This window comes from Nocardia sp. NPDC005978, assembly GCF_040614455.1.
Taxonomy (GTDB): domain Bacteria; phylum Actinomycetota; class Actinomycetes; order Mycobacteriales; family Mycobacteriaceae; genus Nocardia.
In genome coordinates this window covers 1-23,652 of record NZ_JBEXUS010000100.1, presented here as the reverse complement: position 1 = coordinate 23,652, position 23,652 = coordinate 1, and the positions used below count along the sequence as shown (strand labels likewise).

Below are 23,652 nucleotides of genomic sequence, written 5' to 3'. Positions count from 1 at the left end.
GGATCGAGGGGGCCACGATGGCCGACCACCACAACTACGGCACGGCGCTACGGATCCCGCCCAGCCCCTTCGAGCGGGCGGCGCGCGAGCTGTTCGCCGAATTCACCGCCTGGCTCGCGCCCCGGGCACACCGGGCTCGAAAGGCCGTGCTCGCCGAACTCGCGCGCGCCGTATTCGTCATGGCGACACTGGGATTCGCACTGGTTGCCGCGGCATACGGCACGATCTACTTCTTCGCTTTCCTGGTCGAGCTCCTCGGGCAGTGGATGCCGCACTGGGCCGCGCTGGGGCTCACCTCTGCGATCATGCTGGTCCCGGCGGGGATCGCCGCGCTGCTCGGGGTGTGGCAGATCTTCCGGCTGCGCAGCGTGCGGGCCGCTCGCGGGGCGGCCGGTGCGGCCAACGCGGCGCTGGTGCGATTCGGCAGGCGAAACAGCCAGGGCGCCAATAGTTTCTGAACAAGCCCGCAGATCATCGCTCGGCAGAATCCCATACTGCCCGCTATCGTGTCTGAGACAATTGAGGCGGGTGGTCGAGGCCGAGGGCCCGGCGCAGCCGCCCTGCGGTTCTCCAGAAAGCAGCCGAGCCATGTTCGAAACCCTTGTCGTCGCGGCGGTCGTACTCCTGGTGGCGGGCGGGATCGCCGCCGCGATCACCGCCGTGTTCCTGCACCGATGGCGGCGCGCGGTCCTGGCCGGCGGCGGCTTCGCGGTACACCCCCTGGCTGCCGAACAGGTCGATGAATTCCTCGCCGATCGCGGTGTTTTCGCGGTCACCGCGACCAGGGAATTCACAGCTCCCGCCGCGAAGGTCTGGGACGCACTGCAACTCGACGGCGGTTTCTCCTGGCTGCCGCTGATCACCGGCATTCGCTATCGCGACGGCTCCCGGAGCGTGGGCGCGATGCGCAGTTTCGACGCACCGCTGTTCGCCGTCCAGGAACGCGTCGTCACCCACACCCCGCACACCCGCCTCACCGTGACCGGCACCAGAATCTCGATTCCCGTGCTGGTCAGCGGATTCGCGCAGGATTACCGGCTCACCGAGCACGACGGCCGCACCACGCTGGCCTGGACGATCGCCGTGCGACCGCGCGTCGGCGGCTTCCTGCCGCTGCGCTGGGGCGCTCCGTTCGCGCGCCCGTTCGCGGCCTGGGCGATCAAGGGCCTCGGCACGCGGATCTGAGCTTCACCCCACTCGCGCGGACACCGGCGGCTACCCTCGTCAAGACCGCAATATCATTGCCGTGCTTGCTGATTGGTCGCTAAGGGGTTCCACAGTGAATACACTCGAGACCTTCTCCACCCGCGGCGGCGGCTTTCGCGACGTGGTCATCACCGCGGTCGAGATGACCACGTCTATCGCCGCCGATACCGAGGGCACCTGGCAGGGTTTGCTGGCCGGAGCGAGCGGGATCGGCAAGCTCACCGATCCGGAACTGACACGGCTCGAGCTGCCGGTGACGATCGGCGGCAAACTCGTCGCCGATCCCACCGAGGAATTGGACCGGGTTCGCAAGCGGCGCATGTGCTACGTGCAGCAGATGTCGTACGCCATGGGAAAACGGCTGTGGGACACCATCGGACGGCCCGAGGTGGATCCGGATCGACTCGGGGTGTGCATCGGCACCGGACTGGGCGGGGCGGACAGCATCGTCGAGGCCAATGACGCCATGCGCGATCACGGGTATCGGAAGGTCTCGCCCTTCGCGGTGCCGATGTCCATGCCGAACGGGGTATCGGGCGTGGTGGGGCTCGAGATCGGCGCGCGGGCCGGACTGGTCACGCCGGTGTCGGCGTGCGCCTCCGGATGCGAGGCGCTGGTGCACGCGTGGCGGTCGATCGTGCTCGGGGAGGCCGACATGATCGTGGCGGGCGGGGTCGAGGGATACATCAATCCCGTTGCCGTCGCCGGATTCTCCATGGCGCGGGCGGTCAGCACGCGCGCCGAGGAACCCGAGCGCGCCTCACGGCCCTTCGATCGGGATCGGGACGGATTCGTGTTCGGCGAGGCCGCGGCGCTGCTGGTGGTCGAGGCCGAGGAGCACGCGCTCGCGCGCGGGGCCGAACCCCTGGCTCGACTACTCGGGGCGGGACTCACCGCCGACAGCTACCACCTGGTCGCGCCCGATCCGGATGGCGTGGGATGCGCGCGGGCCATGCGCCGCGCACTGCAGACCGCCGGGGTGAGTCCGGCCGAGGTCGATCACGTCAACGCGCACGCCACGGGCACCACCATCGGAGATCTGGCCGAGGCCAAGGGCATTGCCGCCGCCGTGGGCACGCACCCGGCGGTGTACGCGCCGAAATCGGCGCTGGGACACTCGGTGGGTGCGGTCGGGGCGCTGGAGGCGATCCTGTCGGTGCTGACGCTGCGCGATCAGGTGATACCGCCGACCCTCAATCTCGACAATCTGGATCCCGAGATCGATCTCGACGTAGTGCACACGAAACCGCGCCGGACCGCGGTGGAATTCGCGCTCAACAACTCGTTCGGGTTCGGCGGTCACAATGCCGCCGTGCTGTTCGGGCGCTACTGAGCCGCCACCTCGCGGGCCCGGAACCGACTCGGCCACGCCGCTGAACCACACACAGCCGGCCCGATTCTCAGTGGTCCGCGCGCTCCCGGAGTTTTCGAGCCAGGTAATCGTCCAGGCGGGTCAGGGCCGCGGGGCGGGACCAGCGGGCGCGCAGGCGGGTCAGGCGTTCGGGCTCGAGCACCCGGGCCGCAATGCGGGCGCCGCCCGGGGACACGCGGTTCGCCAGGTACAGAGCCCGGGCCTCGATGGGGGTGGGCACCACCGCGGGGTTGCGAGCCGCGACGCGAACGATGGTGCGGGCGATACTGTCCGGGCCGTGGGTCACCCAGCGTTCGTCCGGATCCGCCGTGCCTCGCGCCGTGCGGGCCGCGTCCGATGCCGCCGCGGCGGTGGGGCCGTCGGCATCATGCTCCTCGTAGATACCGGTCGGCACCAGCGCGGGACAGACGGCGGTAACGCCCACCCCGGTTCCAGCGAATTCCAGCCGCAGCCCTTCGGTGAGCATCTGGGCGGCCGCCCTCGTCGCGCAGTACGGGGTGCTGGACGGAATCGGAGCAAAGGCGGCCACCGACGTGACATTGATGATTCGCCCGCCTCGCCGAGAGGCGATCATCTGACGTCCGAAATGGGTGCAGCCGTGCACCAGTCCCCAGACGTTCACACCGAGCAGGCGCTCCCAGTCCTCGAGGGTATGTTCGAGAAACGGCCCGGCCGTGACGAATCCGGCATTGTTCACCAATACCCGCGGAGCACCGAAGTCGGCGTGCACGTCCTCGGCGAAGCTTTCCATGGCCGCCGCGTCGGCCACGTCGACCGCGAACGGCGTGGCCGTGCCGCCGAAGGCGTCGATCTCCTCGACCGTGCGCACCGCGCGGGCCTTGTCGATGTCGGCGACGATCACCACGGCTCTCTTGCGGGCGAAGCGATGGGCGACCGCGCGGCCGATGCCGTCGCCGGCGCCGGTGACGACGACAACCTCATTGTCGAAGCCTGGCATGAGCTGTCCCCTGATTCCGCGGCTGCGGTGCTGCGTTCCTCTACTATCACCATCTGTCCCAGACAGTGTACACTCTGTCTCTCCAGCCGGAGGAGAGACGAGCCATGAACCCCTTTCACCCGGAACTGGCGGTGGTGACCGGCGCGGGCAGCGGCATCGGCCGGGGTACGGCCAAGGCGCTCTCCGCACGTGGTGCACAGGTCATCGTCGCCGACATCAATTTCGCTACAGCCAAAGACACTGTGTCCCTGATCCGTTCGCACGGCGGGCGCGCCACTCCCTACGCGTTGGACGTGGGTGACCCGCTCTCGCTCGAAGCCTTCGCCGAGTACGTGCGCACCACGCACGGGGTTCCCGACGTGGTGGTCAACAACGCCGGAATCGTGGTCGGCGGGCCGTTCTTCGAGATCCGGCCGGCCGATCTGCAGCGCATCGTCGATGTGAACCTGACCGCTATCGTGCACGGCTGCAAGCTGTTCGGCGCACAGATGGCCGAGCGCGGGACCGGCGGGCAGCTGGTCAACATCTCCTCCATCGCCGCCTTCGCCGCCCTGCGGCTGGGTACCCCCTACTGCTTCACCGCGGCGGCGGTGAAGCATTTCAGCCAGACGCTGCGCATCGAAATGGCAACGCACGGAATCGGTGTGACGGTCGCCTGCCCCGGGCTGATCGCCACCAACCTGGCAGCCACGGCCAGCCTGGCCACGCTGAGCGCGGAGCAGGTCGCGATCACCCGGCAAATGGTCGTCAAGGGCATGACCCTGCTCGGCATGCATCCGGACAAGGCCGGGCGCAAGATCGTCGAGGCGGCCGCGGTGAATCGCGAGATCCTGCCGCTGCGCGCGGAATCCCAGCTGGCCTACCGGCTCACGCGCGCTTTCCCCCACCTCACCCGGGCGCTGATGCGGACCATCAGCGGACCCGAGGTGGAGCGCGCGGTGCGGTTCGCGATCGACCATCCCGCGGTGCTGGGGATCGCGCGCGAGGCGGCCGAACTCATGCCACAGCGACCGGGCCTGCAAACCTATTGGGAACCACCGGAATACGATGATCCACCGACACCGATGAGGAGATGAGCCACCGTGACGACAGTTCCGCCCACCCCCGCCGAATCCGAGCCCACCCCGGCCGATTCCACTGCTGTCCCAGCCGCGGTCACCACCGCCGCTGCGAATCCCGGTGCGGCCGAGCCGATCTCCGCCGCACCCACCGCCGTCTCCGACTCGGCCACGGACGCTACCGCCGAAACCGGCTCCGGCACGGACGGTCCCGCCGCCGAGCCGGGCAAAACCGCTGCTGGTGTACAGCGTGAGCCCGCCCCCGCCGAACCACCGCTGCGCCGCAATCTGGTCATTCTGGCCGCGATGGCGCTGACCGTGATCGCCGCGCTGGTTGCCGCCGGAATGATGGTGGGCTGAAACCGCTGCCGCTGTGGCAGCTTCAGTTCCGGCGAGGCACCCGACCTCCGCTCGGTTCACCAGCAGCCGGGAGCTTCGTGATCGGCGGCCGCCGCCCCGGATCTCGGGTCCACGGCCATCGGCGATGGCGTTGACCGTGATCGCCGCGCTCGTCGGCGCCGGAATGATGGTGGGCTGAAACCCGCTGTTGCGGTGGCAGCTTCGGCCCGCAGCCCGCGATCGGTTCACCAGCGGCTGGGGGCGTCATGAGCGGCGGTCACCGCCCCGCGTCCGGGTCAGCGGCGCCCGGCGACACCGTCACCGGTCCGCCGCGACGGCCCCTTTCTCCGAGCTCGTCGGGGTCGGCTCACCCGGCACCGCGAGTGCGGCCACCGCGGGCGCGACCACGGCCACCGGATTACATATGGCGACCGGCTCCCCCACGGCCACCGGAACGCCCACAGCCGCCGGAAGGGGTGCGATAGCGTCGGGGGTTTGGAGCTGCGCCGGAACGCCCACAGCTGCCGGAACGCCCACGGCCACCGGCTCCCCCACCGGCTCCGGCGGGCGCATGCCCGGGAGCCAGCGCCGCACCAGCGCCAGGTAGGGGGCCTCGGCGTCGAGCTGTGCGCACACCCCGACTATGCCGCCCAGCACCCTGCCCAGCATGACCAGGTCGGGCAGCTCCGGCGGGGTCCGGACCGCGAAGGTGTTCTGCACGGACAGGTTTCGCATGTCCGTGGCCCGAACCATGTGTTCCTGCAACAGCTCACGACTGATCCGCAGGCGGTCACCCTGGAACTCCGCCACGATGGGCGCGACCACGCGCAGCACCGGCTCCATGTCCAGCTGATGCCCGGGGCGCACGAAGCCGTTGTCGTGCAGCGCCCGCACCAGGGCGTCGTAATCCTCGTCCAGCGCGAGCTGGGCCAGCTCGCCGACCACCCGGGGCAGCCCGCCGGGCAGCGCGATGGTCGCCCCGAAATCCAGGATGCCCAGGCGGCCGTCCGGAAGCAGCTGGAAATTGCCCGGGTGCGGATCGCAGTGCAGGTAGCCGACCCGTGCGGGTGAGCTCAACCCGAACGCGGCCAGCAGCTCCCCGGCCCGATCACGCTGGCGCGCCGTGCCTTCGGCGATGACGCGGCCCAGCGGAACGGCGTCCATCCATTCGGTGACCAGGACTTTGGGCGAGCTCGCCACCACCTTCGGCACGAAGAAATCCGGATCATCGGCGTAGGCGACGGCGAACCGGCGCTGGTGATCGGCCTCGATGCGGTAGTCGAGTTCCTCCGCGGTGCGGTCGACGAACTCCTCGATGAGCGCTTTCACGTCCACGCCCGGCATGAAGACCCCGAACGTGCTCGACAGCATGCGCAACAGTTTGAGGTCCGACATGAGCGCGACGTCCGCGCCGGGGTACTGGATCTTCACCGCGACCGCGCGGCCGTCCTTCCACACCGCGCGGTGCACCTGGCCGATGCTGGCCGCACCCACCGGCACATCCTCGAAATCTGCGAACCGCTCGCGCCAGCGCGTGCCCAGCTGTTCGTCCAGCACCCGATGCGCCTGGGCCAGCGGCATGGGCGGCGCCTGACTCTGCAAGCGCGCCAGGGCATCCCGGTAGCGGTCGGCAAAGCGCGGGGGCACCGCGGCCTCGGCGACGCTGAGTGCCTGCCCGAGCTTCATGGCGCCGCCCTTGAGCTCGCCCAGCACCCGGAAGATCTCGTCGGCGGCCTTGTCGACGAGGGCCTCGTCGATGGTCTCGCGATCGGCGCCGGTGAAGATGGCCTTGCTCGTCGCGGTCAGGCGCCGGGCCATGATGCCCATGGGCAACGCGGCGATCTTCGCCGAACGCGCCAGGCCGGTTCGTCTCTTGCCCGCCATCGGGTGCCTCGATTCGGTATCGCGAAAGCAGCCTCGATCACTGATGCGAGGCGCGTGCCCATCCGGCACACACGCTGAATGTAGAATGTCTCAGACAGTTGGTCAAATGGACTGCGGCACTGCGCTTCTTGCACGTGACGCATGCGGACAAGACCGACGATCACCGCGAATCCGACACGGGTCGGCGCGATCACGCCCGGCGGGCATCGCGCATCGCGGCTTCGGCGTTCGATCCGCCGCGGCCGCACGAAACGCCTGGCGAACGACCGGGACGGCCGATTAGGCTGTCGCCCGGGCAGTCTGCGCTCGGACATCGTCCGGGCCATCTGCGCCGGGCTGTCGCCCAAGCCATTTGCGCGCGGCTGTCCTCCAGGCCGTTTCCGCTCGACTGTCGCTCGAGCCGTTCTGCGCGGCTGTCGCTCGAGCCGTTGCGCGCGGCTGCCGCTCAGGCCGTTGCGCGCGCCCGTCGCTCAGGCCGTTGCGCGCGCCCGTCGCTCAGGCCGTTTCCGCGCGGCCGGCCGCCGAGCCCGCGCCCGCTCCGATCAATTCGCCGAAGCGCGCCACCACTTTCTCGTGGTACAGCCCGAACAGGTCCTCGAACAGCGCCAGCTGCGCCTCGGTCGGGCCCGAACTCGACTCCCACACCGCCAGCAGCGCCCGCCACACCAGCACGTGCAGGTCCGGCGAGGCCGCGAAGTACGCCCGCACCGCCGCGGGCACCTCGAACAGCATCTCCCCCACCGAGTTCAGCACCGCCCGGGGCAGCCCGTGGCCGAGATCGGTGAGCAGCGTGCGCACGATCTCGACCTCGATGGCGAGCATGGCCGCGTAGTCGAGTTCGTCCGCGCGGGCCAGGGCCTCCAGTTCGTCGACGGCGGCGTGCAGTTCGGCCGGGTCGACGCCGCCGTCGGCCTCGGTGTAGTCCAGCAGCGCGTCGAGCACGATGATCCGCTCGGCGGCCACGATGGCGGCGAACATCTCCGCCGCCACCTCGGGTGCGTGCGCGGACAACGGAAACAAACGCCGATAGACGTCCAGGCCACCGGCCCGGCGCACATCGCGCACGGTGAACCCGCGCCCGCGATGGGCGTCCACGAAGCCGTAGGACTCGAGCCGCCCCAGCACCAATTGGGCCGTAGCCCGGTTCATCCCGAATTCGTCGGCGACCTGGCGCACCGAGGGCATGAGATCACCGGGCGCGTACTCCCCGGTCGCGACGCGGCGGGCGAGTATGTCGGCGACATCGGCGACGACCGTCTGGGCACCCATCCTGTCACCTTTCGACAACTATCGGATATGTCCCAGACAGTTTATGCTCCCATATGCCAAACTGCACGTGCGCGGTGCGGCAGGCCGTGCACACAATGAGGTGAACAATGGCGAAGCGTCGAATCGGCAGTCGTTCAGGGGGCGGCACACCACCGGTGCGGACGGCGGTGCGTAACGCCAAGATCGCCACGCTGCCCATCGCTTTCGCGGGCAGACAGGCCGCCGGAGTCGCGCAGCGCGCCCGCGGCCGATCCACCGCCGATATCAACCTCGACATCCAAATGCGCACCGCGCAGCACATTTTCGAGGTGCTCGGGGAATTGAAGGGCTGCGCGGCCAAGCTCGGCCAGCTGCTCGCGCTCTACGAACTGGCCCTGCCGCCCGAACTCGCCGAGCCGTACCGCCGGGCACTGTCCCAGCTGCAGGATTCCGCACCCGCCATGATGCCCGCCGCCGTGCACGGGGTGCTGGCCTCGGAACTGGGCCGCGGCTGGCGCTGGAATTTCCAGGAATTCGACGATCGGCGCGCCGCCGGGGCCTCCATCGGCCAGGTGCACCGCGCGGTGTGGCGCGACGGCCGCTCGGTCGCGGTGAAGGTCATGTACCCCGGGGCGCACCAATCGGTGCGCGGGGATCTGGAACAGCTGCGGCGACTGTCGGTGCTGGCCACGGTGTTCGTGCCCGGCGCGGACGTGCCCGCGGTGACCGAGGCCATCTGTACCAGCGTGGTGGAGGAACTCGACTACGCGGCCGAGGCCGAGCATCAGCGGATCTTCGCCGAGACCTACGCCGACGATCCGGATTTCGTGGTGCCGCGGGTCATCACCCAGCGCGGGGACGTGATCGTCAGCGAATGGCTGCACGGCACGCCCGTGACCCGGGTCATCGAATCCGGTGCGCCCGAGGAACGCGACCGGGTCGGCATGCTGATCCTGCGGTTCCTGCTGTCCTCGTGGGTGCGCACCGGGCTGCTGTACTGCGATCCGCATCCGGGCAATTTCCGGGTGCTGCCGGACGGGCGGCTCGGCGTCGTCGATTTCGGGGCCTGCGTGTCCTGGCCGCATGCCGGATTCGAGGACCTGGTCAGCGAGGTCATGGACGCGGTGTTCAACGGTGAACTCGGCGATCTGGACGCCGCGCTGCGCAGGCACGGGTTCGTCGAACCGCAGCGCGCCTACGACGTGCGGGCCATCGCCGAGGGCGTGGCCACGGTGACCGAACCGCTGGCGCACAGCGAGTTCCGGTTCAGCACCGCGTGGATGCGCGAGCGGGTGCGGTACGTGCTGGATCCGCGGCTCACCAACGCGCACCGGCAGATGACCATCCCGGCCTACGTCACCCCGTTCGCCCGCGCGCTGCTCACCGCGCTCGGCGTGCTGTGCCAGCTCGAGACCGGCGGCCCGGTGCGCGGCGAGTTCGCGCGCTGGTCACCCGAGATGGCGGCGGTGTTCGAGCGGTTCGACAGCCGCCGCGGCGAGCCGGCCGATCTGGGTCTGGCCCGGCAGTTGCGCACCACCGCGCCGGGCAGGCGGTTCTCGGTCGTCAGCTGACCGGCAGGACATAGATCGGTTCTATGTACCCATCGGATCGCGGCGGCTACCGGGAGATCTCGTCCGGGCCGATGCTCGATATATGACCACACTGACCTTCCGCCGCACCGAACAAGAGCCGACTTCGCGCACTCGGGCCGGAATGTCGACGCTGCCGCGGACCGGCCCCGGGCAGCCGGCGCCGACCGGGCACGGGCGGCCGCCGGTGGCGGAACCCGCCCAGCCACTGCGGCACCTGGCCCCCAACTGGTTCGCCGTGGTCATGGGCACCGGCATCGTCGGCAACGCCGCGGCCACCCTGCCGCTGCGGGTCCCGGGCCTGCACGCCGCGGCCACCGCGGTCTGGGCGCTGGCCGCACTGCTGCTGCTGACCCTGCTCGGCGCGTGGGCACTGCATTGGCGCCGCTACCCCGACAGCGCCCGCGGGCACGGCTCGAACCCGGTGATGATGCAGTTCTACGGCGCACTGCCCATGGCGTTGCTCACCGTCGGCGCGGGCGCGCTCATGCTCGGCAAGGACGTGATCGGGCTCGGGGCCGCGCTCACCCTGGACTGGGTCCTGTGGTCCGCGGGCACCCTCATCGGCCTGATCACCGCCGCCGCCATCCCGTACCGCATGATCACCCGGCATCGGTTCGACGCCGATTCGGCCTTCGGCGGCTGGCTCATGCCCGTGGTGCCGCCCATGGTCTCGGCCGCCACCGGCGCACTGCTCATCCCCCACCTGCCCGCCGGTCAGGCCCGGCTCACCATGTTCTTCGCCTGCCTGGCCATGTTCGGGCTGAGCCTGATCGCCGCCATCGTGATGATCACACTCATCTGGTCGCGGCTGCTGCACCACGGGCTGCCCGCCGCCGGGATGGTCGCCACCGTCTGGCTGGTGCTGGGACCGCTGGGACAGTCGGTAACCGCCGCGGGCATGCTGGCCGCGGCCGCGCCCACCGCGCTGCCCGATCGCGATTCGGCCGGTATGGATGTGTTCTCGCTCGTATTCGGGGTTCCCACTTGGGGATTCGCGATGCTGTGGCTGGCGCTGGCCGTCGCGGTCACCGCACACGCCCGCAAGTCCATGCCCTTCAACCTGACCTGGTGGGGCTTCACCTTCCCGCTGGGCACCTGCGTCACCGGCAGCAGCGTGCTGTTCGCGCACACCGGGGCCGACCTGTTCGCCGTGATCGCGGTGGCGCTGTACGCGCTGCTGGTCGCCTCCTGGGGCGTTGTCGCCATCCGCACCGTACGCGGACTGCTCAACGGTGAACTGCTGGCGCCCGCGCGATAGGTCGCGACACGGAAAAGCTGGGGCATGCCGATGAGGGGGTGGCACGCCCCAGCTTTTTCCGAGCTCATCACCGAGGTGATGCCCGCGCCGGGGTGGTCGACCGGCGCAAGTCCATATCTACTATCTACGTCCGTAGACAGTAGATAAAACTCCACGTTGGCACAAGCCCGGAAAAGCGGGGGTCATCTACTAGGCTGCCCAGTAACAAGGTGCACGATGGGAGAGCCTATGCAACCCCGGCGTTTTCGGCCCTCCGCCGCCATCGGTTCATTCGCGGCGCTGGTACTGCTGTTCTCCGCGTGTTCCTCGGCTACCTCGAGCGAGATACCGCCGACCGCCGCACCACCGCCGCAGGTCATCACGATCACGCCCGCCGGCGGGGCGGAGTTCGTGAATCCCGCGCTGCCGGTCCGGGTTTCCACCGACCACGGCATCCTCGGCACGGTCACCATGACCGACGACACCGGCCGGGTCCACGAGGGCGCGCTGACGCCGGACAAGACGGCCTGGACGCCGTTCGAACCGCCGGGATACGGGCACGGCTACACGATCTCGGCCACCGGAATCAGCGTCACCGGGCCTACCGGACCGGTCACCTCCACGTTCAGCACGCTCACCCCGGCCAATCAGACCAGGGCCGCGCTCAAGACATCGGGCGGACTGCTGCTGGCCGAGGGCGGGATCTACGGCGTCGGGACGATCATCCGCGCGCATTTCGACGAGGACGTGCTGGATCGGGCCACGGCCGAGAAACACCTGGTCGTGACGACCGTGCCCAAGGTCGAGGGCGCCTGGCACTGGCTCGACAACCGGCTCGCGCACTGGCGGCCGCGCGACTACTACGCGCCGGGCACCAAGGTCACCGTGGCTGCGGATCTGTACGGGGTCGAGCTCGCGCCCGGGCTGTTCGGGCAGGAGAACTCCCGCGTCGGGTTCACCATCGGCCCGGCGCACGTGTCCATCGCCGACGACAACACGCACATGATCGACGTCTTCGAGAACGGCAACCTGATTCGCAGCATGCCGACCTCGATGGGAATGGGCGGATCCACCACCGTCGGCGGCAAGACGATCTCGTTCTGGACCCAGCCGGGGATCTACACCGTGATGGACCAGGCCAATCCGATCATCATGGACTCCTCTTCCTATGGGCTGCCGGTCAATTCGCGGCTCGGGTACAAGGAGACGATCGGCTGGGCCACCCGGGTCAGCACCGACGGGATCTACGTCCACGCGCTCGACTCCACCATCTGGGCGCAGGGCAATTCCGATGTGTCACACGGGTGTTTGAACCTCAGCAGTGAGAACGCGCAGTGGTTCTACGAATTCGCGCTGCCGGGGGATGTGCTCGAAGTGCGCAACACCGGCGGTGATCCGCTGGACATCTGGCAGGGCGGGGACTGGGGCGTGCCATGGGATGTGTGGGTGGCGGGCAGCGCGCTGCGGTAGCTCCACCGCACCGAGGCAGCTCCGCCGCGCTCGCTGTAGGCCGCCGGGTGCGCGGCGGTGGAGTGCGCTCCGGCAGCCCACCGGGCGCGCCGCCGCCGTCCACTGAGCGGGACACGCGTCCCGAATAGCGGTGGGGCGGAAGGCCCGATGTTCCACACTGGGACGGTCGCCCATCGAAAGGTCGCACCGCCGATGAAGAGCACCCGAATCGTCCTGGCTTCCCGGCCTACCGGTATGCCCACCGCCGAGAACTTCCGCACCGAAACCGCCGAACTCGAACCGCTCCGGCCCGGGCAGGCGCTGCTGCAGACGCTGTACCTGTCGCTCGACCCCTACATGCGCGGGCGAATGAGCGACGCGCCGTCGTACGCCGAGCCGGTCGCGGTCGGCGACGTGATGTGCGGGGCCACCGTCTCGCGCGTGGCCGAGTCCACCGACCCGGCCCTGCGTCCCGGGGACTACGTGCTCGGTTACGGCGGATGGCAGACGCACTCGGTGGAGTACGTGCAATACCTGCGCAAGCTCGATCCGGCCGAGGCTCCGCTGAGCACCGCGCTCGGGGTGCTGGGCATGCCCGGATTCACCGCGTACTCCGGACTACTCACCATCGGGCAGCCGCGACCGGGCGAGACCGTGGTGGTCGCCGCGGCAACCGGGCCAGTCGGGGCGACAGTGGGCCAGATCGCGCGGATCAAGGGCGCACGCGCGGTCGGCATCGCGGGCGGGCCGCGGAAGGTGGCGTTGCTGCGCGAGAAGTTCGGGTTCGACGCGGCCCTGGACCACCGCGCGCCCGACTTCGCCGAGCAATTGGCCGCCGCCACCCCCGACGGCATCGACGTCTACTTCGAGAACGTCGGCGGTGCGGTGCTGGATGCCGTTCTGCCCCGGCTGAATTCGTTCGCGCGCATCCCGGTGTGCGGGCTCGTCTCCTCCTACAACGACACCGAACTCCCGCCCGGCCCGGACCGGCTCGGCCAGCTCATGTCGCTGATCCTGCGCAAGAGCCTGACCCTGCGCGGGTTCATCCAGACCGAGTTCCTGCACCAGTTCACCGAGTTCTACCCCGACGCCACCCGCTGGCTCGCCGACGGCAGCCTCACGTATCTGGAGGACATCGTCGACGGGCTGGAGAACGCGGTACCGGCGTTCCAAGGGCTGCTGACCGGCAAGAACCTGGGCAAGCTGGTGATCAAGGTCGCCGACTGACACGTGGGCGTGCGCCCGGGCGCGAGCACGGGCCGGAACACGGTGGGTCGACCGGCCGATGACCGACGCACGACAACCGAGGCCGGGGGCGGCGAGCTACCGCAGGCCGACCCGAAGCCGGGGCGGATGGACCCGGGGCCACGCACCCGAAGGCGGGCGCGGGCGACCGGGGTTACAGACCGGGCCGATGTGGGTTCGGTCGCCGAGGCAACGCCGCGGCCGAGCGCTGGAGAGCGGGCGGGCGGTCACTTCATGGCGGTTATGTAGGGGCGCAGGCCGAGGGTGATGTCCACGCAGACGGCCAGGAGGATGTCGCGTTCGGTCGCGTCGGGCGGGGTGCACAGCAGCAGGCGGGTGCCGAGCAGGGGGGTGTCGCCTTCGGAAGCGCGGACGACGTGCAGGCGGGCGAACTTCTCGCCCATGCGGTCCAGGACGTGCAGGCGGAACAGGGCGGGTGTCTCGGCGTCGCTGGGGGCGGGGACGAAATGGAACAGCGGGCCGGCGGTGGCGGCGACGGCGGTGGAGGTGTCGCCGCGCTGGATCGTCGCGATGGCGGTGCCGTCGCTGCGGGTCAACCGGGTGGGCGCGGTGGTGCGGGAGCGAACGAGCAGCGTGGAGCCGTCGGAGTAGGTGATGCGGTGGGTACCGGTGCCGGCGGTGTGGAAGCCGAACAGCGCCGCCGCCCGGGCGGTGCGCCCACTGCTGCCGCGGACCGCGACGGCGAGCGGGTCGCCGGGGCCGCTGTGAAAGGTGATCTCCAGGCTCCGAGAGGTGCGCGCGACCCGCCCCTCGATCATTGTCGAACCGGTTCGCGGGGCTGACATGGCACAGATGGTAGGCCGGAAGCCCTCGTCCACGAGGGTGTTTCGCGTGCGGCCCAGCGGAAACCGGTGCGGCCGGGACGATATGGACATGGGCGTGGCGCGCTCGCGCGGCAACCACCGCCGCGCGCACGGCGGGACGGGTCCGCGCAGGTCACGGTGCGCGGGGAAATCATGGCGGACGGTACGATCATCGCCCATGAGCACCCCGACACCCCCGCCCGAGGGCTTCCTCGCCCGGGCCAGCGTCGCCTTGCTCGAGCGCCTCGACGCCTTCGTCGACCGGGTGGCCACCGAGATCGAACGCACCGTCCCGGTCTACGGACCCGGCGCGGAGGTCTCCCCCGAAGAGCTGCGCCGCACCACGCGCGAGAACCTCCAGGCGGTCTTCGGCTATCTCGCGGGCAACCCGGGTTCGGGCACCGCCGCGCCGCACGGCACCGGCCAGCGCCGGGCCGAGCACGGCGTCCCGCTACCCGCGATTCTGCGCGCCTTCCGGATCGGATCCGGCGTGATCTGGGACGAACTGGTGACCATGGCGGGGGCCGACCCCGAATCCAATCGCGAACTGCTCACCCGGGCCACCGACATCTGGAAGCTCGTCGACGACTACTCCCAGGCGCTCACCGCCGGATACCAGGAGATGGTGACCGAACAGCTACGCCGCGACGCCCGCGCCCAGGACGCGGCGCTGGACGCGGTGCTGGGCGGCCAGGCCGACGGACCGCGGCTGTGGGAGTGCGCGCGCACCCTCGGTCTGCCGGTGCAGGGCGAATTCGTGGTGGTGATGGCCGCGACCGGGAACGCCACCGAGGAAGCGCTGCCCGGCATCGACAAGGCGCTGTCCATGCTGGGGGTGGCCTCGGCCTGGCGGGTGCGCGCGGACCATCACATCGGAATCGTCACGCTCACAGCACGATTCACCCAGACTCGACTCCAGGGCATGCTCAGCGAGCGCGCCGTGGGCCGGGTCGGGATCGGCTCCCCGTTCGGCGGGCTCGCCGAGGCCGTCACCGGCCTGCGGCAGGCCGAACTCGCTTGCGCGGCAACGCAACCGGGCTCTCGCGAGGTGCTGCGCTACAGCGACGCGTTGATCCAGGTGCTGCTGGTCGGCTCCCCCGAGACCGCCGTGACGCTCACCGGCACGGTGCTCGGCCCGCTGCTGGCCCTGCCCGACCACGATCGAGACGTGCTGCTGGACACCGTCCGGGCCTGGTTCACCCACGACGGCGAGGTCTCGGCCATCGCCGCCGCCCTGTTCTGCCACCGCAACACCGTGCGCTTCCGGCTCAATCGCGTCGCCGAGCTGACCGGCCGCCGACTGACCGCACCGCACGCGGCGACGGAGATTCACCTGGCGCTCGAAGCGCATCGCCTGCTGGCCGGCACCGCCGCGGAGCGCTGAAAGCACCGGGCGCCGAGGGGGATACGGGGGTGAGCCGATCGCGGCGACCGGGCGGGTGCGCGATCGGTTGCACGCCGGGCACACCGCCTCGCACCTGGGCGGCCCGCCCCGGCTGCCGCACACCCGGCTTCACCGACGCGGGCGGCTGCCGCCGGGGCCCGCCACCAACGGCACGGCACGGCGCCGGCCGCGCGGTCACGGGGACCACGCGGCCGGCGCCTCGATGGGTTGTCAAGCGGTGCGGAACTCCTCGAAGGCAGGGGTGGGCAGCTTCAGCTGGGCGTGGATGTCCCCGCCCAGGCCGAAGTGGCCGATAGCCCCGCCGTAGTTCTGCTGGTAGCTCTGCCAGAGCACCACGACGCTGATGACGCGGTTCGCACCCGGCGCCGCCGGATCCGGGAACGGATTCGGGAGTTTCGCGTGATACGCGCCCGCGCCGGCGGCATCGGTGACGAACACGTTCGGCACCCCGAGCGGGCCCGGGCGGGTCGGGGCGTCCGGATCCAGATCCTTTGCGCGCAAAGACATCACGGTGTAGAGCGAATCGGGGATCAAGTCGGTGAACTCGAAGCGGAACTCACCGTGATGACCATCCTCGCCCACGCTCACCTCGAGCGTGCCGCGGGCGCGCAGCCACTGCTCCAGGGTGATCGGAGAAGTGAGTTTGCGTCCGTCCTCGGGCCGCAGATCCGGGATCGGCGTCTCGTGGAACGCATAGCTCGGACGGCGGACCGATTCGGCGTCGGGTCGCTGATCGGGAGCGAACACGATGGGATAGTTGTTGGCGGGCAAGGGCAGCGGCAGGGTGTAGAGCACGCTCTCCGCATCCGCCCGCGACAGCTCCGCGTCGAGTTCGCGCACGATCGTGTACGGCGCGGACGCGCCGAACTTGGGCACCGGGGTGTCGGCGGCCACGATCGCCCGCCCCCACCGCCGGGTCACCGAACCATCCGGGCCCGCGTCGTTCAGGAAGCCGACCACGATGAAATCGCCTGCGGCGTCGAGCACTTCGCTCGGCGGATACAGCGGACCCTGGGTGGTCGGGGTCAGCTCATAGGTCTTGCTCACCATACGGACACCGCTTCTTTCTCCGACAGCAGCCGGCCGGGCGCGCCGACCGCGGCGCTGACCCGATCGCTCAGATGGACCCAGCCGTGCGTTCCCGCCCGCTCCAGCAGGACCGGGTCCTCACCTCGGAAGCCAGCGTGCGCCACGGCCGACAGGAACGGCAGATCACTGGCGTGATCGCCGTACCCGAAGGTGTTCTCGAACTCGATTCCGTGCTCGCGCAGGAACTCCGAGACCGCGTCCGCCTTGGCCGCGCCGATCATGGGACGCAGAACCTCACCGGTCAGCAGGCCGTGATCGTCCACCACCGGGACGGTGGCGATGAGCCGGTCCGCACCCAGCGCCGCGGCGACCGGGGCGATGGCCGCGGCGAACGAGCCCGACAGCAGCACGGTCGTCACACCCGATTCCCGATGTGCACGAAGCGCTTCCACCGCATCGGTGTAGTACGCCGCACCGCCGGACTCGAACTCGGCGAACCAGCGCTGACCGGCTTCGGCCAGTTCCGCACCCGGAACCCCGCGATAGGCGCGGTAGTAGTGCCGGTTCACCTCCTCGCGCGGCACACCCGCCGCCGCGCGCTCCTTGATCTCACCGGCGACGCGCGCGTAGCGCGCGCCGTCATCCCCGTGCTCGGCGAGCCAGAAGCGCAGGAACGTGAACATGCTCTTGACGGTGATGAGGGTTTCATCGACGTCGAAGAACGCCGCCGCGCGCACCGGCGCACCGGCGCTCACGCGACCTCGTTCAGGTGCGCGGCGATGGCCTTGGCGGCCTTGTGCCGCTCGATCCGGCTGATGCGATCGTTGGGCAGCGCCGCGTACGCGATGCGGGCGTCGGCGACGTCGTTCCCGGCCTGGCGCACCCGCACCTCGATCGAGAACTCCAGCTTGGCCGGATCCTCGATCGAGATCGGGGTGAGAACCGCGTGCAGGGTGCCCGGCAGCGGGAACAGGAACGAGGTGAAGTTCAGCTCGATGCTGTTCCAGACGATGTAGAAGTGCTGCTCCGGCCAGCGCCGGCCGTACTCTAGTTCGAACGCCCCGAGGAACAGCTGGCGCACCGCCTCCACGATGACGATGCCCTGCACGTGCTCACCGGTCTGATGATCCAGCAGCAGCTCGTTGTCGCCGTGGATGCGCAGATCGGCGCTGAACTCGGTCGCTGAATCCTGAACCAGGTTGGCCAGCAACACATTCGAGTTCTGGTACTTGTGCACCTGATGCCGCGGCGCCGGCTCGGCGACCGCGTCGAGGACTCGCAACCCGGCGGGCGCGTGAATGGCCGCCACGTGCTCGATGTAGTCCAGGTCGTGCCGGGTGATCCCCTGCCCGATCCGAACGATGAGCGGCTCGGCCGCCTCCCGCAATCCCCCGCTCCGCAGCACGGCCACCAGACCGGAGACCGTGAACGCCCGATTGTCCACCGCGAGACCCCGGAATCGATCCGCCACCAGCACCACTTCGCGCAGGGTAGCGGTTTCCGGGGTCGCCGAAGAGAGTTGGGCTACAGACATTGTTTCCTCCGAGAGCGAAGACGCTTATGGCGACGCGTTCGCCGCCATCCGGTCGTCACCCGGAGCACCCCGCCGCCACTGGAGGGTTGCCGCCCAGCAAGCCGGGGCTTGTCGCTGGAACTCATGACCGTGATCGAAAACTTATGTGGCACTGCGTATTACCAACAATGATTCAAACCAGCGTGGTCGAAACCAGCACCGGCGGAACGGGGGACGCCACTGGCCCCCGTCGAAAACCGGTTCCGGCGCGACGCCGAGCCTGCGGTGACATGCACTCGGAGCACCTCAGACCGGAACGGCCGACCGCACCCCGGTCGAGGCGGCGGCGAGCGCCGCGCCCGTCAGCGACAGGACGGCGATGGCCAGGGCAACCGACGAATACCCCCTATGCGCAACAAGATTGGCGACCTGCGGACCCGCGCTCGCACCCAGGAACAACGCGAAGGTGTAGAGCGCGGTGGCCGCTCCCCGGGCCGCACCCGCCTGCGCCGCGATGGCCTGCACGGCGGCGGGCGCCGCCACCGCGATGGCCGCCACGAACACCAGCAGCCAGGCCGCCACCCAGACACCGCCCAGCGGTACCGCGGTGATCGCAGCCGCGATCCCGGCGATGCCGAGCGCACCGATCACCCGGGTCGCCGGCGCGATGACGCCGAGTCTGCTCGCCAGGATCGGCACCGCGACCATCGCGGGAATCGCACTGGCGCGCAACGCCAGCAGCGCGCCGTTGCTCGAACCGACCCCGTCGGGCGGGGTCAGCTGGATACCGGTGTAGATGCCGACGAACGAACCGAGCACGGCCAGGCAGCTGAGATACAGCAGCACCAGCCGAGGCCGGCGCAGCAGGCCGCCGAACGGCGCGAACACCGCGCGCAGCGTCCCTGCCGGACCCGGCGCGGGCGTGTCCGGTGCGATCGCCCGCTCCGGCCCCGGTTCGAGCACGAACCGCAGCACGCCCGCCGAGATCACGAAAGCCAGTGCCCCCGTGACGAATATCGCATGCCAGCCCCACGCGTTGCCCACCAGCTGCGCGAGCACCTGTGCCACCACACCGGCGGCGAGGAAGGAGCTCGTCAGGCAGGTGAGCGCGAAGATTCTGCGTTCGGGAGCGATGCGTTCGGAGAGATAGGCGAAGGCCGCGGGTGCGAAGAACGACGCCGTCAGCCCCTGCACCACCCGCGCCGCCAGGCCGGTTGCCAGGCCCGGGGCCAGCGCCACGATCAGCGAACCGCCCACGGTGGCCAGCAGGCCGCCCACGATCACCGGTCGCCGCCCGAACCGGTCCGAGAGCGGTCCGGTCACGAGAAAGCCCGCGCCGTAAGCCAATCCGAACGCCGTGGTCGTCCAGGTCACCGCCGATCTGGAGGTGTCCCAATCCTGCGCGAGCCGATTCAGCACGGGCAGGACCACATACAGCTGCCCGACCACGAGAATGCCCACCGCGCAGACGGCCCCGACGGTCCGGCCGGTGGGCGCCCAGCGGGCGGGTTCAGTATCCGGCGGCGAGCTCACGCGCGCGCTCCTGTGCCGAGGCGAAGCCCGCCGCCGCGTCCTCGGTCAGAACCGTCGGGGCGAAACGGATCTCGGCGGTGTCCTTGATACCGACGAAGTTCAGCCAGTCCGCCACGAACGGGGTGGCGAAGTCGGAGCCGAACTCCACCGGCACGCCGGGCCGGTGCACGCCGCTGGTGTAGACGGTCACCGCGCGCTTGTCGGTGAGCAGGCCCGAGTAACCGCTCTGCGGATCGAAGGCGAACGCCCACCCCGGCTGGGTGACGATGTCGACCCACTGCTTGAAGACGTAGGGCACGCTCGCGTTCCAGATCGGAATGTTCACCACGTACAGGTCCGCGGCCGCGAAGCGGTCGAAGACCGCGCGCGCCCGCTCCCACGCCGCCACCTGCTCGGGCGTCTGCTCCTTTCCGGTGAACAGGGCGAGTTTGGCTTCGGCCGCGTGCGTGCCGAATTCGGGCAGGTTCGCTTCGAACAGGTCGAGGGTGTCGACGGTCAGCTCCGGGTCCCGGGCGAGCAGACCGTCGATGAAAGTCCGGGCCAGCGCCCGGGACCGGCTGAGATCGCCGCGCGCGGAGGCGTTGATGTGCAGCAGGGTGGTCATCGAATCCCTTTCGTGGACAACGGAGTCCACGTCTATCAAGGGATACTCACCCGCCACGAGGGTTACGTGCGCGGTGATCGCAAGCCGGTCTGCGGGTCGGGTGCGGCAGGCGTGCGTCGGTCAGGTGAGGTCAGGTCAGGATGAAGCTCAGCAGTTGGGCGTCGCGGCCGTCTCGCCAGTAGGAGTAGCCGAACCAGACGCCCGGGGTGACTTCGCGGATCTCGTCCCACAGTTGCGGGGTCGGCGAGGGGCGGTAGTTCAGGACCCAGGTGGGTCCGCCGTCCACCACCGAGGGACCCCGGTACACGTCGGCCTGGTAGACCTCTAGGCCCGCGCCGGTGACGCGGTTGAGCAGGTACCCGCCGTCGGGGCCGGTGTAGAACGTCTTGCCGATCCACAGTGCCGGGGACCACACCTGCATATCGGCGGGCTCGGCCACCCACCCGTTCCTGACGCCCGTGGGCACCACGCCCTGCGGAGCGTCCCGGTAGAGCGCCTCCAGCTGGCCGGGACCGCAGCGGAATCGCAGCGAGTCGATGGTCGCTGCACGGTCGCCGTCGTACAGGACGCAGCCTCCGCCGTAGTCGGCATCCGCGTGCGCCAGGGGTTGAACCGCCGGGGCAAGGGCGAGCGTGGCCCCGAAACCGATGGAGGCAATGCCTACCACCAGTGTGTTTCTGAAAATCTCACGGGTTCTACGCATTGCTTGTCTCCATCGGGTAGGACCCGACCCAACCGCAATGCTAATTCGCTATCAGTTAACTGCTCAGTACTGTCGCTGAAATGAGACCACCTGGTCCGTATCGGCCTTCGACCCGCCGCAAGACCGCTGACTCCGACCGGTCCGGCGCCGGTCGGAGTCGAATTCCCGCCGGTCAGGTCAGCTTCAGGCCGCGGCCGATGATCTCCTTCATGATCTCGGTGGTGCCGCCGTAAATGGTCTGCACGCGAGCGTCCATGTAGGCCTTGGCGATCGGGTATTCGCGCATATAGCCGTAGCCGCCGTGCAACTGGAGGCATTTGGTGATGAGGTCGAGCTGTTCCTCGGTGCTCCAGTACTTGGCCATCGCGGCCTCTTCGACCGTCAGCTTCTCGGCGTTCAGGAGCTCGATGCAGCGGTCGACGAAGACACGCACCGCGGTGGTCTTGGTGGCCAGCTCGGCCAGCACGAAGCGGGTGTTCTGCTGCGCGCCGATCGGCTTGCCGAACGCCTTGCGATCACGCACGTACTGGATGGTGCCCTGCAGCGAGCCCTCCATCGCGGCCGCGGCCATCACGGCGATGGACAGGCGCTCCTGGGGCAGGTTCTGCATGAGGTGGACGAAGCCCTGGCCCTCGGTGCCGAGCAGGTTCTTGCCGGGGACGCGCACGTCCTGGAAGGAGAGCTCGGCGGTGTCCTGGGCCTTGAGACCGATCTTGTCGAGATTGCGGCCGCGCTCGAAACCGGGCATGCCGCGCTCGACGACCAGCAGCGAGAAGCCCATGGCGCCCTTGGCCGGATCGGTCTGGGCGACCACGATCACGATGTCGGCGTTGACGCCGTTGGTGATGAAGGTCTTGGAGCCGTTGAGGATCCAGTCGTCGCCGTCCTTGACCGCACGGGTCTTGATGCCCTGCAGGTCCGAGCCGGTGCCGGGCTCGGTCATGGCGATGGCGGTGATGATCTCGCCGGTACAGAAGCCGGGCAGCCAGCGCGCCTTCTGCTCGTCGTTCGCCAGCTCGAGCAGGTACGGCGCGATGACGTCGTTGTGCAGCCCGAAGCCCAGGCCGGAGTACTGGCCGTAGGTGGCCTCCTCGGTGACCACCGCGTTGTAGCGGAAGTCCTTCACCCCGCCGCCGCCGAACTCCTCCGGCACCGCCATGCCGAGGAAGCCCTGCTTGCCCGCTTCCAGCCAGACCGCCCGATCGACGATGCCGTCGTGCTCCCACTGCTCGTGGTTCGGGGCGACATGCTGATCGAGAAACTTACGGAACGACTCCCGGAACAGCTCGTGCTCCGGTTCGAAAATAGTGCGTTCCACGCCAACCTCCTGAGTGCCACAGCGGCCCATCGCCGATGTCGTCCACGGTACTCGAAAACGGAATGGCTGTTAACTTCAAGCCCCCGGAAAGGGGTTCGAACTGCGACTCCTACCGGTGAAGCCGCAGTCCAGAAGGCGGGAACCTGGGTAAACCTACGGGCTCAGAGGCCCACGGCGGACAGGGTGCGCCCGAGCAGACTCCGGCCGCGATCGCGATCCCGCTCGCCGAGCAGGAACCCCAATTCCTCCTCCACCGCCTTGCGCACCACGACCTGCAACTCCACGGCCGCGGCCGCGGTGTCGACGGCGTCGCGCCACGGCGCGGTGTCGATCGGGGTGCCCAGGGCGAAATAGAAGCGCTCCGGCTTGGGAATGATGGTCGGGCCCAGGCCGCGGATCAGCGGCGGCGTCAGGCTGCCGCGCAGGCCCATCGCCTCGACCAGGCCGCGCACCGGGCGCATGACCGCGTCGTTGCCGTCGAAGACGATGTCGAAGATGTCGTCACCGCCGATCATGGCGATCGGCACGATGGGCGCGCCGGTTTCGATGGCCATCTGCGCGAAGCCGGTCCGGCCCTCCCACAGCAGCTTGTATTTCTGGCCCTTGCCGCGCATGGCCTCGCGGCCGCCCCCGGGGAAGACCGCGACGGCCTCGCCCTCACGCAGCAACGTCGTGCAATTGTGCCGATTCCCCCGCACGATCCCCAGGTGGTGCAGCGCGTCGCGCAGCACCGGGACATCGATCAGCACATTCTCGGCCAGGCCCCGCACCAGCCGGTTGTGCTTGACGAGGATCTCGTGCGCGAGCAGCGGCGCGTCGGTGCCGCCCGCGAGCGTGTGATTGCCGACCAGGAGCACCGGGCCCTCGATCGGGAAATTCTCCAGTCCGTAGAAACGCGGACTGAACCAGGCGCGCGACGGCGCGACCAGAACATCGATCAACCGGCGATCTCCCTCGGTCAACTCGACATGCAACGGCGCACCGTCGGTCAGCCGCTCGGTCACGGTGGCGTCATTTCGAGACAAGACATCCCTCCCTGCAGAGATATTCGATAGCCGAATGCTAACGAAATCCCGTGCGGGGCACCGTGTGTGGGGTCACACCGGACGGCGGCCCCGCGGTGGTCACAACACCG

At 69.5% G+C, this 23,652-nt stretch carries 22 protein-coding genes and 1 riboswitch; of the genes, 10 read left to right on the top strand and 12 right to left on the bottom strand.

Going from position 1 to position 23,652, the window contains the following annotated elements:
* Positions 1–17: 17 nt before the first annotated feature.
* The 3 genes from ABZ319_RS31895 to ABZ319_RS31885 all read left to right on the top strand — a co-directional run bounded on the left by ABZ319_RS31895 (position 18) and on the right by ABZ319_RS31885 (position 2,539).
* Positions 18–458 (top strand): phage holin family protein, encoded by a 441-nt coding sequence (locus tag ABZ319_RS31895; protein ID WP_354990244.1) that lies wholly within the window; start codon positions 18–20, stop codon positions 456–458.
* A gap of 130 nt (positions 459–588) precedes the next feature.
* Entirely contained in the window at positions 589–1,185 is a 597-nt protein-coding gene (locus tag ABZ319_RS31890; protein WP_354990243.1) for an SRPBCC family protein, read from the top strand.
* Positions 1,186–1,279: 94 nt separating this feature from the next.
* Entirely contained in the window at positions 1,280–2,539 is a 1,260-nt protein-coding gene (locus tag ABZ319_RS31885; protein ID WP_354990242.1) for a KasA/KasB family beta-ketoacyl-ACP synthase, read from the top strand.
* A gap of 67 nt (positions 2,540–2,606) precedes the next feature.
* Here ABZ319_RS31885 and ABZ319_RS31880 read toward each other — a convergent pair whose 3' ends face one another.
* Entirely contained in the window at positions 2,607–3,536 is a 930-nt protein-coding gene (locus ABZ319_RS31880; RefSeq protein ID WP_354990241.1) for an SDR family NAD(P)-dependent oxidoreductase, read from the bottom strand.
* Positions 3,537–3,640: 104 nt separating this feature from the next.
* On the opposite strand from ABZ319_RS31880, the gene ABZ319_RS31875 reads away from it, so the two are divergent.
* Both ABZ319_RS31875 and ABZ319_RS31870 read left to right on the top strand, forming a co-directional pair.
* On the top strand, positions 3,641–4,612 hold the full coding sequence (locus ABZ319_RS31875; RefSeq protein WP_354990240.1) for an SDR family NAD(P)-dependent oxidoreductase: 972 nt from the start codon (positions 3,641–3,643) through the stop codon (positions 4,610–4,612).
* 6 nt (positions 4,613–4,618) lie between these two features.
* Positions 4,619–4,954, top strand: a complete 336-nt coding sequence (locus ABZ319_RS31870; RefSeq protein WP_354990239.1) for a hypothetical protein — start codon at positions 4,619–4,621, stop codon at positions 4,952–4,954.
* A 297-nt stretch (positions 4,955–5,251) separates the two neighbouring features.
* Here ABZ319_RS31870 and ABZ319_RS31865 read toward each other — a convergent pair whose 3' ends face one another.
* Entirely contained in the window at positions 5,252–6,817 is a 1,566-nt protein-coding gene (locus tag ABZ319_RS31865) for an AarF/ABC1/UbiB kinase family protein (RefSeq protein WP_354990238.1), read from the bottom strand.
* A gap of 495 nt (positions 6,818–7,312) precedes the next feature.
* The gene (locus ABZ319_RS31860) at positions 7,313–8,086 is read right to left on the bottom strand and encodes a GntR family transcriptional regulator (protein ID WP_354990237.1); all 774 of its coding nucleotides are present in this window, start codon (positions 8,084–8,086) and stop codon (positions 7,313–7,315) included.
* 107 nt (positions 8,087–8,193) lie between these two features.
* Between ABZ319_RS31860 and ABZ319_RS31855 the strand changes: the two genes are divergently transcribed.
* The 4 genes from ABZ319_RS31855 (at position 8,194) to ABZ319_RS31840 (ending at position 13,570) form a co-directional block, all read left to right on the top strand.
* Positions 8,194–9,636: an AarF/ABC1/UbiB kinase family protein gene (locus ABZ319_RS31855; RefSeq protein WP_354990236.1), complete on the top strand. Its 1,443-nt coding sequence runs from the start codon at positions 8,194–8,196 to the stop codon at positions 9,634–9,636.
* 82 nt (positions 9,637–9,718) lie between these two features.
* Positions 9,719–10,915 (top strand): TDT family transporter, encoded by a 1,197-nt coding sequence (locus tag ABZ319_RS31850; protein WP_354990235.1) that lies wholly within the window; start codon positions 9,719–9,721, stop codon positions 10,913–10,915.
* A 216-nt stretch (positions 10,916–11,131) separates the two neighbouring features.
* Positions 11,132–12,364, top strand: a complete 1,233-nt coding sequence (locus ABZ319_RS31845) for an Ig-like domain-containing protein (protein WP_354990234.1) — start codon at positions 11,132–11,134, stop codon at positions 12,362–12,364.
* A gap of 192 nt (positions 12,365–12,556) precedes the next feature.
* Positions 12,557–13,570, top strand: a complete 1,014-nt coding sequence (locus tag ABZ319_RS31840) for an NADP-dependent oxidoreductase (protein WP_354990233.1) — start codon at positions 12,557–12,559, stop codon at positions 13,568–13,570.
* A 245-nt stretch (positions 13,571–13,815) separates the two neighbouring features.
* On the opposite strand, the gene ABZ319_RS31835 is transcribed toward ABZ319_RS31840, so the two are convergent.
* Entirely contained in the window at positions 13,816–14,394 is a 579-nt protein-coding gene (locus ABZ319_RS31835) for a hypothetical protein (protein WP_354990232.1), read from the bottom strand.
* Positions 14,395–14,590: 196 nt separating this feature from the next.
* On the opposite strand from ABZ319_RS31835, the gene ABZ319_RS31830 reads away from it, so the two are divergent.
* Positions 14,591–15,796 (top strand): helix-turn-helix domain-containing protein, encoded by a 1,206-nt coding sequence (locus ABZ319_RS31830; protein WP_354990231.1) that lies wholly within the window; start codon positions 14,591–14,593, stop codon positions 15,794–15,796.
* A gap of 231 nt (positions 15,797–16,027) precedes the next feature.
* Here ABZ319_RS31830 and ABZ319_RS31825 read toward each other — a convergent pair whose 3' ends face one another.
* The 8 genes from ABZ319_RS31825 to ABZ319_RS31790 form a co-directional block, all read right to left on the bottom strand.
* Positions 16,028–16,867, bottom strand: a complete 840-nt coding sequence (locus tag ABZ319_RS31825) for a hypothetical protein (protein ID WP_354990230.1) — start codon at positions 16,865–16,867, stop codon at positions 16,028–16,030.
* A complete protein-coding gene (locus ABZ319_RS31820; RefSeq protein ID WP_354990229.1) occupies positions 16,861–17,601 on the bottom strand; it encodes an HAD-IB family hydrolase in 741 nt (246 codons plus the stop codon). The genes ABZ319_RS31825 and ABZ319_RS31820 overlap by 7 nt, the downstream gene beginning before the upstream one ends.
* A complete protein-coding gene (locus ABZ319_RS31815) occupies positions 17,598–18,380 on the bottom strand; it encodes an AfsA-related hotdog domain-containing protein (protein WP_354990228.1) in 783 nt (260 codons plus the stop codon). The genes ABZ319_RS31820 and ABZ319_RS31815 overlap by 4 nt, the downstream gene beginning before the upstream one ends.
* A gap of 15 nt (positions 18,381–18,395) precedes the next feature.
* Positions 18,396–18,509, bottom strand: a riboswitch (SAM riboswitch).
* A gap of 156 nt (positions 18,510–18,665) precedes the next feature.
* Positions 18,666–19,892, bottom strand: a complete 1,227-nt coding sequence (locus tag ABZ319_RS31810) for an MFS transporter (protein WP_354990227.1) — start codon at positions 19,890–19,892, stop codon at positions 18,666–18,668.
* The gene (locus ABZ319_RS31805) at positions 19,870–20,496 is read right to left on the bottom strand and encodes an NAD(P)H-dependent oxidoreductase (RefSeq protein ID WP_354990226.1); all 627 of its coding nucleotides are present in this window, start codon (positions 20,494–20,496) and stop codon (positions 19,870–19,872) included. The genes ABZ319_RS31810 and ABZ319_RS31805 overlap by 23 nt, the downstream gene beginning before the upstream one ends.
* Before the next feature lie 130 nt (positions 20,497–20,626).
* Positions 20,627–21,163 carry a hypothetical protein gene (locus ABZ319_RS31800; RefSeq protein WP_354990225.1) on the bottom strand — a complete coding sequence of 179 codons (537 nt, stop codon included), beginning with the start codon at positions 21,161–21,163 and terminating at the stop codon, positions 20,627–20,629.
* 208 nt (positions 21,164–21,371) lie between these two features.
* Positions 21,372–22,517 carry an acyl-CoA dehydrogenase family protein gene (locus tag ABZ319_RS31795; protein ID WP_354990224.1) on the bottom strand — a complete coding sequence of 382 codons (1,146 nt, stop codon included), beginning with the start codon at positions 22,515–22,517 and terminating at the stop codon, positions 21,372–21,374.
* Positions 22,518–22,678: 161 nt separating this feature from the next.
* Complete coding sequence (locus ABZ319_RS31790; RefSeq protein ID WP_354990223.1) at positions 22,679–23,542, bottom strand: lysophospholipid acyltransferase family protein; 864 nt, start codon at positions 23,540–23,542, stop codon at positions 22,679–22,681.
* Between the last annotated feature and the right edge of the window lie 110 nt (positions 23,543–23,652).

What these genes read in the sequence shown, in the direction of transcription:
- ABZ319_RS31895 (WP_354990244.1), top strand. Translation starts at nt 18, where the DNA reads ATGGCCGACCACCACAACTACGGCACGGCGCTACGGATCCCGCCCAGC.
- ABZ319_RS31890 (WP_354990243.1), top strand. Translation starts at nt 589, where the DNA reads ATGTTCGAAACCCTTGTCGTCGCGGCGGTCGTACTCCTGGTGGCGGGC.
- ABZ319_RS31880 (WP_354990241.1), bottom strand. Translation starts at nt 3,536, where the DNA reads ATGCCAGGCTTCGACAATGAGGTTGTCGTCGTCACCGGCGCCGGCGAC.
- ABZ319_RS31875 (WP_354990240.1), top strand. Translation starts at nt 3,641, where the DNA reads ATGAACCCCTTTCACCCGGAACTGGCGGTGGTGACCGGCGCGGGCAGC.
- ABZ319_RS31865 (WP_354990238.1), bottom strand. Translation starts at nt 6,817, where the DNA reads ATGGCGGGCAAGAGACGAACCGGCCTGGCGCGTTCGGCGAAGATCGCC.
- ABZ319_RS31860 (WP_354990237.1), bottom strand. Translation starts at nt 8,086, where the DNA reads ATGGGTGCCCAGACGGTCGTCGCCGATGTCGCCGACATACTCGCCCGC.
- ABZ319_RS31855 (WP_354990236.1), top strand. Translation starts at nt 8,194, where the DNA reads ATGGCGAAGCGTCGAATCGGCAGTCGTTCAGGGGGCGGCACACCACCG.
- ABZ319_RS31850 (WP_354990235.1), top strand. Translation starts at nt 9,719, where the DNA reads ATGACCACACTGACCTTCCGCCGCACCGAACAAGAGCCGACTTCGCGC.
- ABZ319_RS31845 (WP_354990234.1), top strand. Translation starts at nt 11,132, where the DNA reads ATGGGAGAGCCTATGCAACCCCGGCGTTTTCGGCCCTCCGCCGCCATC.
- ABZ319_RS31840 (WP_354990233.1), top strand. Translation starts at nt 12,557, where the DNA reads ATGAAGAGCACCCGAATCGTCCTGGCTTCCCGGCCTACCGGTATGCCC.
- ABZ319_RS31835 (WP_354990232.1), bottom strand. Translation starts at nt 14,394, where the DNA reads ATGTCAGCCCCGCGAACCGGTTCGACAATGATCGAGGGGCGGGTCGCG.
- ABZ319_RS31830 (WP_354990231.1), top strand. Translation starts at nt 14,591, where the DNA reads ATGAGCACCCCGACACCCCCGCCCGAGGGCTTCCTCGCCCGGGCCAGC.
- ABZ319_RS31825 (WP_354990230.1), bottom strand. Translation starts at nt 16,867, where the DNA reads ATGGTGAGCAAGACCTATGAGCTGACCCCGACCACCCAGGGTCCGCTG.
- ABZ319_RS31815 (WP_354990228.1), bottom strand. Translation starts at nt 18,380, where the DNA reads ATGTCTGTAGCCCAACTCTCTTCGGCGACCCCGGAAACCGCTACCCTG.
- ABZ319_RS31805 (WP_354990226.1), bottom strand. Translation starts at nt 20,496, where the DNA reads ATGACCACCCTGCTGCACATCAACGCCTCCGCGCGCGGCGATCTCAGC.